This window comes from Tenacibaculum adriaticum (genome assembly GCF_008124875.1).
Lineage (GTDB): Bacteria > Bacteroidota > Bacteroidia > Flavobacteriales > Flavobacteriaceae > Polaribacter > Polaribacter adriaticus.
On sequence record NZ_VNIA01000001.1, the window covers coordinates 625655 to 638551 of the forward strand.

At 32.3% G+C, this 12897-nt stretch carries 11 protein-coding genes; 6 read left to right on the forward strand and 5 right to left on the reverse strand.

What is annotated here, in order from left to right; genetic code table 11:
* Window positions 1-3 precede the first annotated feature (3 nt).
* The 5 genes from C7447_RS02890 to C7447_RS02910 all read left to right on the forward strand — a co-directional run bounded on the left by C7447_RS02890 (window position 4) and on the right by C7447_RS02910 (window position 6244).
* Window positions 4-2940, forward strand: coding sequence for a leucine--tRNA ligase (locus C7447_RS02890; protein WP_148868675.1), 2937 nt, complete (start codon window positions 4-6; stop codon window positions 2938-2940).
* A gap of 108 nt (window positions 2941-3048) precedes the next feature.
* Window positions 3049-3666 (forward strand): hypothetical protein, encoded by a 618-nt coding sequence (locus tag C7447_RS02895; RefSeq protein WP_148868676.1) that lies wholly within the window; start codon window positions 3049-3051, stop codon window positions 3664-3666.
* 129 nt (window positions 3667-3795) lie between these two features.
* A complete protein-coding gene (locus tag C7447_RS02900) occupies window positions 3796-4995 on the forward strand; it encodes a GNAT family N-acetyltransferase (RefSeq protein WP_211354888.1) in 1200 nt (399 codons plus the stop codon).
* A 36-nt stretch (window positions 4996-5031) separates the two neighbouring features.
* Window positions 5032-5901, forward strand: coding sequence for an acyl-CoA thioesterase (locus C7447_RS02905; RefSeq protein ID WP_148868677.1), 870 nt, complete (start codon window positions 5032-5034; stop codon window positions 5899-5901).
* Between the two features lies 1 nt (window position 5902).
* Complete coding sequence (locus C7447_RS02910; protein WP_148868678.1) at window positions 5903-6244, forward strand: SdpI family protein; 342 nt, start codon at window positions 5903-5905, stop codon at window positions 6242-6244.
* 1 nt (window position 6245) lies between these two features.
* Here the strand turns inward: C7447_RS02910 and C7447_RS02915 are convergent, their stop codons facing one another.
* Window positions 6246-6923: an SCO family protein gene (locus tag C7447_RS02915; protein ID WP_148868679.1), complete on the reverse strand. Its 678-nt coding sequence runs from the start codon at window positions 6921-6923 to the stop codon at window positions 6246-6248.
* A gap of 146 nt (window positions 6924-7069) precedes the next feature.
* Here C7447_RS02915 and rseP point away from each other — a divergent pair, with 146 nt between their 5' ends.
* On the forward strand, window positions 7070-8416 hold the full coding sequence (rseP, locus tag C7447_RS02920) for an RIP metalloprotease RseP (protein WP_148868680.1): 1347 nt from the start codon (window positions 7070-7072) through the stop codon (window positions 8414-8416).
* 340 nt (window positions 8417-8756) lie between these two features.
* Here rseP and C7447_RS02925 read toward each other — a convergent pair whose 3' ends face one another.
* The 4 genes from C7447_RS02925 to C7447_RS02940 form a co-directional block, all read right to left on the reverse strand.
* On the reverse strand, window positions 8757-9620 hold the full coding sequence (locus C7447_RS02925) for a cupin-like domain-containing protein (protein ID WP_148868681.1): 864 nt from the start codon (window positions 9618-9620) through the stop codon (window positions 8757-8759).
* 107 nt (window positions 9621-9727) lie between these two features.
* A complete protein-coding gene (gene bioB / locus C7447_RS02930; protein ID WP_148868682.1) occupies window positions 9728-10825 on the reverse strand; it encodes a biotin synthase BioB in 1098 nt (365 codons plus the stop codon).
* A 64-nt stretch (window positions 10826-10889) separates the two neighbouring features.
* A complete protein-coding gene (locus C7447_RS02935; protein ID WP_148868683.1) occupies window positions 10890-12314 on the reverse strand; it encodes a flotillin family protein in 1425 nt (474 codons plus the stop codon).
* 8 nt (window positions 12315-12322) lie between these two features.
* On the reverse strand, window positions 12323-12895 hold the full coding sequence (locus C7447_RS02940) for a hypothetical protein (RefSeq protein WP_148868684.1): 573 nt from the start codon (window positions 12893-12895) through the stop codon (window positions 12323-12325).
* Window positions 12896-12897: the final 2 nt, after the last annotated feature.

The following is a 12897-nucleotide window of genomic DNA, read 5'->3' on the forward strand; positions in this document are numbered from 1 at the left end:
GAAATGCAATACAATCACCAAGAAATCGAAAAAAAGTGGCAAGAATATTGGGCGAAAAACCAAACGTTTAAAGCCAGTAATACTTCTGATAAACCAAAATATTTTGTGTTAGATATGTTTCCATATCCATCAGGGGCTGGGTTACACGTTGGGCATCCGTTAGGGTACATCGCTTCTGATATTTATGCGCGTTACAAGCGTCACAAAGGATTTAATGTATTGCATCCGCAAGGGTATGATAGCTTCGGGTTACCGGCAGAACAATATGCTATTCAAACTGGTCAGCATCCTGCAATTACTACCGAAACTAATATTAAAACGTACAGAAAACAGTTAGATAAAATCGGATTTTCATTCGATTGGTCGCGTGAAGTTCGTACATCAAATCCTGATTATTATAAGTGGACACAGTGGATTTTCATCCAATTGTTCAACTCTTGGTACAATAAAGATACTGACAAAGCGGAAGATATTTCAACCTTAATTTCAAAGTTTGAAGCAGAAGGAAATGCGAATGTAAATGCGGTTGCTGATGAAAATATTGAAGCGTTTTCTGCGGATGAGTGGAAAGGCTTTTCACCAACTAAACAACAAGAAATATTATTACAATATCGTTTAACATTTTTATCAGATACTGAGGTAAACTGGTGTCCTGCATTAGGAACCGTTTTAGCAAATGATGAAATTGTAAACGGAGTTTCAGAACGTGGAGGTCATCCAGTAGTTCGTAAAAAAATGACCCAATGGTCTATGCGAATTTCTGCGTATGCGCAACGTTTGTTAGATGGATTACAAAATATCGATTGGCCACAACCGCTAAAAGACAGTCAAACGAACTGGATTGGTCGTTCACAAGGTGCCATGGTTTCTTTTGATGTGGATGGTCATGATGCTAAAATAGATGTGTTTACTACACGTCCTGATACTATTTTTGGAGTAAGTTTTATGACGTTGGCTCCAGAACACGATTTAGTGGCAAAAATTACAACTGCTGAACAAAAAGAAGTTGTTGAAGCGTATGTAGAAGCAACAGCTAAACGTTCGGAACGTGAGCGTATGGCAGATGTAAAAACCATTTCTGGGGTGTTTACAGGTGCGTATGCATTACATCCGTTTACGGGAGAAAAAGTGCAAATTTGGATTGGTGATTATGTGTTAGCAAGCTACGGAACAGGTGCGGTTATGGCGGTTCCTTGTGGTGATGAACGTGATTATGCCTTTGCAAAACACTTCGGAATTGAGATTCCAAATATTTTTGAAGGGGTTGATATTTCTGAAGAAGCTAACTCGGTAAAAGAAGGTGTTAAACTTGCTAATTCTGATTTCTTAAACGGTTTAAACTATAAAAAAGGAATGAAAACCGTGATCTACGAAATGGAAAAACGCGGTTTTGGTTACGGAAAAATAAACTATCGTTTACGCGATGCGGTATTTAGTCGTCAACGTTATTGGGGAGAACCATTCCCAGTGTATTACAAAGACGGAATGCCTCAAATGATTGATGCAAAACACTTACCAATTGTATTGCCAGAAGTTGAAAAGTATTTACCAACTGAAGACGGTAAACCACCATTAGGAAATGCTGAGGTTTGGGCTTGGGACATTACTAAAAATGAAGTTGTTAGTAATGATTTAATTGATAATGAAACTGTTTTTCCATTAGAATTAAATACAATGCCTGGGTGGGCAGGAAGTTCTTGGTATTTTAACCGTTATATGGATCCTACAAACTCAGAGGAATTTGCAAGCAAAGAAGCGTTGGAGTATTGGAAAGATGTAGATTTATATATTGGAGGTTCTGAACATGCTACAGGACACTTATTATACGCGCGTTTTTGGCAAAAATTCTTATTTGATAAAGGAGTATTACCTGTTGATGAGTTTGCTAAAAAACTGATTAACCAAGGAATGATTTTAGGAACTTCGGCTTTTGTTTATAAGTTCATCCATAATATTAAAGGAATTCCTCAAGTTTTTATTTCAAATGATTTGGTTGACAAGGGAAGAATTGAAAAAGATGAATATCACAAAATCCCAGATTATGAAAGCCAATTTTTTAAAATAATTGATAAGTATTTAGGAAAAAGAGATAAGCCCGAAGTATTTCATGGTGAGGTAAAAGTTCATACAGACGTATCTTTTGTTAATGCATCAGATGAAATGGATACAGAAGCCTTTAAAAATTGGAGGCCAGAATTTAAAGATGCTGAATTCATTTACGAAGAAGATGGAACTTTTAAAGTTTCTCGCGAGGTAGAAAAAATGTCGAAATCAAAGTACAACGTTGTAAATCCAGATTTAATTTGTGAAGAATACGGTGCAGATAGTTTACGTTTGTTTGAAATGTTCTTAGGTCCGTTAGAGCAAACAAAACCTTGGAAAACTTCAGGTATTTCAGGAGTGTATTCATTCTTAAAAAAATTATGGAAGTTATACCACAACGGAGATAATTTTGAAGTTTCAGATGCTGAACCAACCAAAGACGAGTTAAAAACCTTACATAAAACCATCAAAAAAGTAGAAGAAGATATCGAGAATTTCTCGTTCAATACATCAGTTTCTACTTTTATGATTGCAGTGAATGAATTATCTGCTTTAAAATGCAACAAACGAGTTATTTTAGAGCCTTTATTAGTATTGGTTTCTCCGTATGCACCGCATATTGCTGAAGAATTATGGGATAAATTAGGTTATAAAGAATCAATTTCAATTGCCGATTTCCCAAAGTTTGATGAGAAACATTTGGTAGAAAGTGCTAAAAACTATCCAGTTTCATTCAACGGCAAAACGCGTTTTACCTTAGAATTGCCATTAGATTTATCAAAAGAAGAAATAGAAAAAATTGTGATGGCAGACGAAAGAACGCAAGCACAATTACAAGGACGTACACCTAAAAAGGTAATTATCGTCCCTGGTAAAATCATTAATTTGGTAGGGTAGTTACCTTTTTATAAAAAGACGATAGAACCACTATGAATTTATCATAGTGGTTTTGTTTTTTAGTGACTTTTTTAAATATATTCGCAGCTTTAAAACAAAAACAAAAACATGAAATTGCTAAAAAAAATATTTCTACTATCAGTAATTATTTTATTAACGAGTTGTGCTTCTGGTTATAAAACAATCAATCCGAACAGTTTAAATTATATATCAAACAGCACAGATAAGGGAGTTTTATTAGAATATAAATATGAACTTCTAGAGAAAAAATATGAAAAGAAAGAGTTAGCAAAAGGAGTTAGGTTAATTGCAATAAAAATAACTAACAATTCAGATAAGGATTTGGTTTTCGGAAAAGACATCAAATTAGCGTATGGAAATGAGAGTAATCTTTATATCATGGACAATGAAAAAGTTTTTAAAACCTTAAAACAAAGTCCTGCTTCATATTTATGGTATTTACTATTAACTCCATTGAATTTATACACAACAGAGAGCACTAATGGATATCGAACAGAAACTAATTCTATACCTATCGGGTTAGTTGTAGGACCTGGATTAGCAGGAGGAAACATGATTGCAGCAGGGAGCGCTAACAAAAAATTTGAACAAGATTTGATGAATTACAACATCAATGGAAAAATTATAAAAAAAGGAGAAACAACTTCAGGCTTAATTGGAGTAAGATCAGATAATTATGATGCAATTCAAATTGAGGTTAAATAAACAACGACATTTAAGTATAAAAAAAGCACCACTTCAATTTTTGTTGTGGTGTTTTTTTTATTTAAAAAAGAGTTTATTATGTAAAGATTACTTAATTTACCGACAAATTTAGGGGTTATTTTATCACATTTGGATTTCTGTATAAACACACATAACGCACATTATTTTTCTTCCGTAGAGGAAATTCCTGAAGAAATTTGGCATAGTTTGGATTGTATCCATAATGTGTATTTTCATCCAAATTATTTGTCGGCACTGGCCAACAATCACCCAGAAATTGAATTTTCATACGTTGTTTTGTTCGATGAAATTAACAAACCAATTGCTTTTTCAACTATTCAAATTGTAAATTTTCAGTTAGAAAGTGTCCAAAACAAATCAGAGTTATTTTTAGAAAAAGTAAAATGTTTGGTACGTAATTTAGGGGTTATTTTACCAAAAAAACCTTTTAAAATAATAACTTGTGGAAACACGTTTGTGAGTGGAGAACACGGTATTTTTATTAAACAAAATCAAAATAAACAAGCTGTGATCAAAGAATTAGCAAAAGCGGTTTTGCACTTTGTAAATTCTAATCCAAAACTTAAAAAGGAGATTAGTGCTTATATGTTAAAAGATTTTGTAAAAGAATCGTTAGTCATTACCAATGAATTGCATGAATGTAATTACTATTCCTTTAATGTGGAGCCTAACATGATAATGTCTATTGATGGAGAATGGCAAAATTTTACTGATTATTTAGCCGATATGAAAACGAAGTTTCGTGTAAAAGCTAAAAAGGCAATGGAACGAAGTTTTGTGTTAGAAACAATTGATATTTCAGAAGAAAATATTGAAGACTATCTTTCTGAAATGACTTATTTGTATAAAAATGTTTCCTCTAAGGCTGGGTTTAATTTAGGTGAGTTTAATATTCAAAGTTATAGAGAACTTAAAAATAACTTGGGAGAAAACTATGTAATTAAAGCGTACTTTTTAAAAAATAAATTGGTTGGGTTCTTATCTGCTATCGTTAATCAAAAAACATTAGATGCTCATTTTGTAGGTATAGATTACCAATACAACAGAGAGTATGCAATTTATCAACGAATGTTATATGATTATGTAGATATAGCAATACAAAGAAAATTATGCCATATCAACTTCGGAAGAACAGCAAGTGAAATAAAAAGTTCGGTAGGTGCTGTACCTCAAGATTTAACAATTTATTTGCGTCATAAAAACACTATTCCTAATCGATTTTTAAGCTTGTTGTTGAGCAGGATAGAACCTACACCTTTTCATCAAAATTATCCTTTTAAAGTTAAAAATTTTGTTGCACAAGTGTAATCGGGTATCTTTACTTTTTCAAAAAAAGTATCCCCGATGAAAAACACACAAGAGCTATTAAATATACTTACACTTGAAGATAAAGGAGATGATAATTTTGAAGGGGATAGTAGAGATATTGGGAGTCCGAATGTATTTGGAGGTCAAGTATTAGCACAGTCTTTAAATGCAGCCTATAGAACGGTTCCTAAAGAACGAATTTTACACTCATTACATGCCTATTTTCTAGAAGCAGGAAACCTAAATTTACCTATTACTTATAGCGTACAATCGATCCGTAACGGAGGTAGTTTTTCTACGCGACGTGTTACTGCTCATCAGGGAGAAAAAACCATTTTTATTTTAGCGTGTTCTTTTCATAAAGAAGAAAAAGGATATGAGCATCAAAGACCAATTAAAACAGCTATAAAACAACCAGAAGAATTGTTAAGTTGGTCGGATATGTTAGAGCAATTTGGTGACTTTTTACCCCAAAGAACGAAGGCTTTTTTAAGTATTGAGCGACCTATAGATTTTAAACCTGTTCATTTACCTAATCCGTCAGAAAAAAAAGATTTACCACCGATAGTTGATGTTTGGTTTAAGTTAAAAGGAGATGTTAAAGGATTAGAATTACCTATAAAACAACAAATTTTAACCTATTTGTCTGATTATAATATTTTAACCGCTTGTTTAAATCCGAATGCAAGCGAAGCTAATTTTGGAAACACACAAATGGCAAGTTTGGATCATTCTATGTGGTTTTATCGCGATTTTGATTTTGATGATTGGATGTTGTTTTCAATTGAAAGTCCAAATTCATTTGGAGCGCGTGGTTTTGCTCAAGGAAATATTTACACTCGAGATGGAAAATTAATTGCTTCCGTTGCACAAGAAGGATTAATAAGACCTAAAAAGAAGAAATAAAATGAACCAGTATTATTATGTTTTATCAGTAAACGGATTACTTTTTATTTTTAGTTTGATCTTTTACTTTTTTCCACCAAAAAAAATTAATTCTTTATATGGATATCGAACCAATAAATCTATGAAGAATGAAGATGTTTGGCAGTTTGCGAACCAATTTTTTACCAAGCAGTTTATTATATATGCTGCAATTTCACTTGTAGCAGCAGTAATTTTAGCATATATAAACCCTAAAATCACATGGCAACCGATGGTTATTTTGTTACTTTCTTTAGCGGTATCGGTAATTAAAACAGAACAAGCACTTTCTCAAAATTTTGATGACGACGGCAACAGGAAGTAGTTTATTTCTTATACTCTTCTTTTAATAGTTTAATATCTTCAATAATTTTTTGCATGTTTTCTTTCTTGGTTCCATCGTACGAACCACGGATGCGTCTGTCTTTATCAATTAGCACAAAGTTTTCGGTGTGAATAAAATCATTTTCATCACCACTTCCTTCATCTAATACTGCAAAATAGCTTTTGCGAGCTAAATCATAAATGTGTTTTTTGTCTCCGGTTGTTATATTCCATTTTCCGTCAATAACACCTTTAGCATCTGCATAAGATCGTAAGACTGGAACACTATCCATTACAGGGGTTACAGAATGTGATAGAAACATTACTTCATTATCATTTTTAAAATGCTCTTGTAATTCACTCATGTTGTACGCCATGGCTAAACAAATGGTTTGACAACGTGTAAAAAAGAAATCAGCAACATAAATTTTTCCTTCATAATCTTTGTTAGTGATAATGTCTCCGTTTTGATTAATCAATTTAAAATCAGATACTTTATGATTCTTTGTTTTACTTCTAACAGACTTATCTACCAGCTTAGGGTTAACATCTGCTGGATTGTAAATAGGTAATTTTTCATCTGTCTTTACCAAATGATAAAAAACTGGAAGTCCAATCAAGGTAAAACCAATAAGAAAAAAAAATGTTTTTTTAGATTTTTTAAAGAAATTTGTGTCCATTTTCATGAATTATATTGCAAAAATACAGCTAAAAGCAACAGTTTCCTAAAATCTTTGTTAAAACCTAGACAAGATAAATACGATACTTTTACAACTGTTTTGAAAAACGTACATTTGCTCAATTTTAAATTAGATAATAACCCTTTATGGAAATATTAATAAAAGCATCACAATTTATTTTAAGCTTATCATTACTAATTGTTTTGCACGAATTAGGGCATTTTATACCAGCAAAATTATTTAAAACCAGAGTAGAAAAGTTCTATTTATTTTTTGATTATAAATTTTCATTATTTAAGAAGAAAATTGGAGAAACGGTGTATGGTATTGGTTGGATTCCGTTAGGAGGATATGTAAAAATTGCGGGTATGATTGATGAAAGTATGGATACTGAGCAAATGAAATTACCAGCGCAACCATGGGAATTCCGTTCTAAACCTGCGTGGCAACGTTTAATAATTATGTTAGGAGGAGTTATTGTAAATTTTGTGTTAGGATGGTTAATTTATGTATTTTTAATGTTTGCTTATGGTGAAAAATTTTTACCAAACGAAAACGTAAAAGATGGTATTTGGGCACAAGATCAATTAGCTATCGATTTAGGTTTACAAACTGGAGATAAAATTTTATCAGTAGATGGTAATAAAGTTGAAAAATTTGGTCAGTTACCTCTAGAATTCATTAATGGAAATTCATACAGTATTGAAAGAAATGGAGAAGTAATTGAAAAGGTAATTCCAGTTGATTTTATTTCAAAAATTGTGGATAGAGGCAAAGAAGCAGGAAACTTCATAATGCCACGGTATCCATTTACAATAGGGCAAGTTTCTAAAGATTCACCAAATATTAATTCTGGTTTACAAGCAAAAGACATTGTGGTTGCAGTAGGAGAAACTCCAATAAAATATTATGATGAAGCTAAAGAAAAATTGTCAATTTATAAAGGACAAGAAACAACGGTAACGGTAAATAGAAATGGAAAGTTAAAACAAATTCCTGTAAAAATTTCTGAAGAAGGAACTATAGGTGTTGGTCTTGGATACTTGCCATTTACAGATTTAGAAAAATTAGGTTATTATAATTTAGCAGAAAAAAATTATTCGTTTGCAGAAGCAATTCCTGCTGGAACTCAAAAAGCATGGAGCACATTAACCAACTATATAAAACAATTAAAAAAGATTTTTAACCCGAGCACAGGAGCTTATAAAGGTTTAGGAGGGTTTATTTCTATAGGAAGTATTTTTCCTTCAGAATGGAGTGCAGAAAGCTTCTGGAACATTACCGCGTTTTTATCGATCATGTTAGGATTTATGAACTTATTACCAATTCCTGCGTTAGATGGGGGGCATGTATTGTTTACTTTATGGGAAATGATTACAGGTAAAAAACCAAGCGATAAATTTTTAGAATATGCTCAAGTTGCAGGATTTATATTATTACTAACGTTACTAATTTTTGCTAACGGAAATGATATTTTTAAACTCTTTAAGTAAAGTAGTAAAAATAAAATTCATAAAAAAAGCAGCTTATTCAAGCTGCTTTTTTTATGAATTTTATTTTAATTTTTTTTTACAGGAGTATTTATTAACGAAACCCAATGGTATTTTTTTCCGCATTGCAAACAATAATACGTTTTTACCAAAGGTATATACCTTACAAAACCATTTCTCTTTGTCCTTCTTCTATCCGAAGAACTACAGTGTGGGCATCTTTTCATCTCTTTTTTTTAACGAATTTATGAAATTAATTATTAAAAACTTGTTTTAATATCTGATATATAAGTATTTAACAATAAAATAAAAAAGGGACTCAATTGAGTCCCTTTTTATGATGTTATTTATTAACCACATTAGTTCTTATAATGGCTTGTTCATTTTTCCAGTCTATCCATTTTTGACCTCTAATTTTACGCATCATATTATCAATTGTACGCATAATAAAGACATTGTAAATGGCTTTTCCTAAATTTTTTGGATTACGTGCGATAGCACGTAAACTCATCGAAAAACCTGGAGTTACATAGCGCATATAATGCCAGTACCCTTCTGGCATATATAATATATTACCATGTTCTAATTCTGCAATATATCCTTTTGCATTTTTTAGTGCAGGCCATTTTTCAAAATCTGGATTGTTAAAATCAATGTCTTCTCGAGTAATTAACGAATGAGGAATTTTATATAAGTACTTGTTTTGCTTTTGATCAAATAAAATAACCTTCTTTTTTCCTTCAAAATGAAAATGAAAAATATTCGCTAAATCAATATCATAATGCATAAAAGTGTAAGAGTCTCTACCTCCAAAAAATAACATTGGTAATCCTTTCATTAGGCTTAACCCAAAATCAGGAAACTTAAAATCTTTTTGTAAAACAGGTATTTCCTTTAAAATATTCCAAAGAAAAATCCTGAATTTTGTAGGCTCTCTTTTTAATAAATCTACATACTCACTCATTTTCATAGTAGTATGAGGCTCGTTAAAACCGTCTTTATAATCTACCGGCCTATTATCATATAAAGGTACTGTTACATCACCAGCAACCTCTTTCATATAATCTAATGACCATTTGTTATATGCTGGCCAATCTTCAATAAAATGTTCAATTACCACAGGTTTTTGTGGCTTAAAATACTTTTTGATAAAGTCTTCCTTTGTTATAGTACTAACTCTATCTATTTGAGAAAGATCTAAACTCATTTTACAGTTTTTAGGAGCAAAGTTAAGAAATCGTTACGAGTTTTATTTAAAGATAATTTGTTAAAAATAAAACCCTCAAATTAATTTGAGGGTTTTATAAATATTGTTTAAGCTTCAATTTTTTTAGCTTCTTGCTTTTTAAGTTCGTTGCGTTCAATTTTATGCTCTGGGCGTGTCCATTTTGGTTTTTCGCCTAAAGCTTCAAATTTAGAATCTTTTGCTTCCACGGTTTGTGGCTGTACTTTTTTAGTAAATGGTTTTTGAGGAGTTAATCCTAATAATTTAAACATTTTCATGTCCTCATTAACATCTGGATTTGGGGTTGTAAGTAATTTATCACCTGCAAAAATTGAATTTGCTCCTGCAAAGAAGCACATTGCTTGTCCTTCTCTACTCATTTGAGTTCTTCCTGCAGATAAACGAACTTGTGTTTCTGGTAAAACAATTCTAGTGGTTGCAACCATTCTTATCATGTCCCAAATTTCTACTGGTTTTTCATCTTCTAATGGAGTTCCTTCTACGGCAACTAATGCATTAATAGGTGTAGATTCTGGCTGCGGATTCAAGGTTGATAAAGCGACTAACATTCCTGCTCTATCTTCTGCGCTTTCTCCCATTCCAATAATTCCACCAGAGCAAACAGTTACATTGGTTTTACGAACATTATCTATGGTATCTAATCTATCTTGATAACCACGCGTAGAAATTACTTCTTTATAATATTCTTCAGAAGAATCTAAATTGTGGTTATAGGCATATAAACCAGCTTCTGCTAAACGTTGTGCTTGATTTTCGGTTACCATTCCTAAGGTACAACAAACTTCCATGTCTAGTTTGTTAATGGTTCTAACCATGTCCAAAACTTGATCAAATTCGGGTCCGTCTTTTACATTTCTCCATGCAGCTCCCATGCATACTCGAGAGCTTCCACTCTCTCTAGCTCTTAAAGCTTGTGCTTTCACTTGGTTTACCGTCATTAGGTCATTCCCTTCAATACCTGTGTGGTAACGTGCTGCTTGTGGACAATAACCACAATCTTCTGAGCATCCACCTGTTTTTATAGATAGTAAAGTAGAAACTTGCACAACATTCGGGTCGTGTTGTTTTCTATGAATTGTAGCAGCTTCATAAAGCAACTCCATCATAGGTTTATTATATATTTCTAATATTTCTTCTTTCGTCCAATTGTGTCTTATCTCACTCATAAAATCGTTGTTTGTCAAAGTCAAAAATAAAAAATTCCGCTTTAGAAACGGAATTTATTATGGCTTATTTGTTTTCTTCAGAATTTTCTCCTGTTACATCTTCAACAACATCTGCAGGAGTTTCTTTACCTTTTAAATAATCAGGTAATTGCATACCTGCCATGTTAAACATTTCTTGCAATGGAGGAACAGATTTATACATTCCTGAAATGAAGCTTGAAGTAGATGATTTTCCATCCTTGCCACCACCATTTTCCCAAACAGTAATTTTATCAATTTTTATGTTTTTAATAGCTTCAGCTTGTGTTTTAACCAGTTCTGGTAATTTGTCAGCAATTAAAAGCAGCACAGCATCTTTAGAATTATTACCAGCTGCTTTTACAATTTGATCTAATCCGGCAGCCTGTTTTGTTAAAACTTCATACAACCCTTGTGCTTCTGCTTGTGCCTTAAATAAAATAGCATCAGCTTCCCCTTTCGCTTTTCTTCTAATTCTTTCCGCTTCCGCTTCTGCATCTATTTCTACTTTCTTCTTATCTATTTCCGCAGGTACAATAATATCTGCCATTTGAGATGAGCGTTCTCTTTCAGCTCTGGCAGTTTCAGCTTCCTTCTCTGCAGCGTATGATTCTTCTAATGCTTTCGCTGTTTGTACTTTTTCAGAAGCGATGGCAACTCTTTCTGCTTCGGCTTCTCTTTGTCTTCTTAAGGAATCTGAATTTGCAACGGCAATTTTTGCTGTGTTTTCACCTTCTATTGCTTTTGCATTAGCAGCAGCAACTTGTGTTTTTTCATCTTGTACAGCGTTTGCTTCACCAATAGAACCATCTCTAGTTTTTTCAGCAACAGATTTACGAGCTGCGTTAATAGCATGTGCAGCTGCTTCTTTTCCTAATGCTTCTATATATCCTGATTCATCAACAATATCCGTAATATTTACGTTGATTAATTTTAGACCTACTTTTTTTAATTCAGATTCAACACTTTGAGAAATATTTGTTAAAAACTTATCCCTATCAGAGTTAATCTCTTCAATATCCATGGAAGCAACTACCAAACGTAATTGACCAAATATAATTTCTTGAGCTAATTCTTGAATTTCATTTTGCCCCAAACCTAAAAGTCTTTCAGCAGCATTTTGCATAATTCCAGGTTCGGTAGAAACACCAATGGTGAATCTAGAAGGAACATTTACACGAATATTTTGTTTAGAAAGTGCATTTATTAAATTCACTTCTATTGATATGGGTGTTAAATCTAGAAATTGATAATCTTGAATTACAGGGAAAATAAAAGCGGCTCCACCATGAATACATTTTGCAGATTCACCACCTCCGACTTTTCCATAGACTACTAAAATCCTATCAGAAGGACATCTTTTATATCGCTTTATAAGCGCTGTAATTAATATAAAAATAAATAGAATAGCAATACCAATAGCTGCTAACCCAGCAAAAGGTGAAGTTTGTAATACAATAAAGTTTAGCATAGTAATTTTTATTTTTGAGGTTCGATTATTAATATTCCGTTGTTTGTTACTTCAATAACTTTAATAACATTTCCTTGTGTGAGATCTTCATTAAAATCTGTTAAAGCTTCTAATTCTCTTAAAGCGCCTTGTACTTTTACTTGTACTTTTCCTATTTTAGATCTGTTGGCACCTACTGTTAAATAGACTTCTCCAATAGCATTTAATGCATTTTTCATTTTTAGAGTGCCACTAGAGGTTAATTTGCTGATATAATAAAACATTGCCGCCATAATTGTCATCATTATTAAGCCACAAGTAATTGAAATAAGGATAGTGATTAATTTCGAATTACCTGCATTAATACTTGCAATTCCAGTCCAACCAAATATGGTAAAAAAGGCCACTAAATTTTTTAAGGTAAAGAATTGGAAACTCGCGCCAGTATCAGCATCTATTTCTGCATCGACATTGCCAATATCATCACCATCAACACCTATAAAAGCACCGATTAACACAAATAAAAAGATTAGTGTAAATACAGCTGTAATAATCCAGTATGTTTTTTCAAAAGAATTTAATTGATAAAAAGAGTCTAACATAG

Excerpts from the sequence above, each read along its gene's own strand:
- rseP (WP_148868680.1), top strand. The coding sequence starts at position 7,070 with ATGGAAATATTAATAAAAGCATCACAATTTATTTTAAGCTTATCATTA.
- C7447_RS02905 (WP_148868677.1), top strand. The coding sequence starts at position 5,032 with ATGAAAAACACACAAGAGCTATTAAATATACTTACACTTGAAGATAAA.
- C7447_RS02910 (WP_148868678.1), top strand. The coding sequence starts at position 5,903 with ATGAACCAGTATTATTATGTTTTATCAGTAAACGGATTACTTTTTATT.
- C7447_RS02925 (WP_148868681.1), bottom strand. The coding sequence starts at position 9,620 with ATGAGTTTAGATCTTTCTCAAATAGATAGAGTTAGTACTATAACAAAG.
- C7447_RS02940 (WP_148868684.1), bottom strand. The coding sequence starts at position 12,895 with ATGTTAGACTCTTTTTATCAATTAAATTCTTTTGAAAAAACATACTGG.
- C7447_RS02890 (WP_148868675.1), top strand. The coding sequence starts at position 4 with ATGCAATACAATCACCAAGAAATCGAAAAAAAGTGGCAAGAATATTGG.
- C7447_RS02895 (WP_148868676.1), top strand. The coding sequence starts at position 3,049 with ATGAAATTGCTAAAAAAAATATTTCTACTATCAGTAATTATTTTATTA.
- C7447_RS02935 (WP_148868683.1), bottom strand. The coding sequence starts at position 12,314 with ATGCTAAACTTTATTGTATTACAAACTTCACCTTTTGCTGGGTTAGCA.
- C7447_RS02915 (WP_148868679.1), bottom strand. The coding sequence starts at position 6,923 with ATGGACACAAATTTCTTTAAAAAATCTAAAAAAACATTTTTTTTTCTT.
- bioB (WP_148868682.1), bottom strand. The coding sequence starts at position 10,825 with ATGAGTGAGATAAGACACAATTGGACGAAAGAAGAAATATTAGAAATA.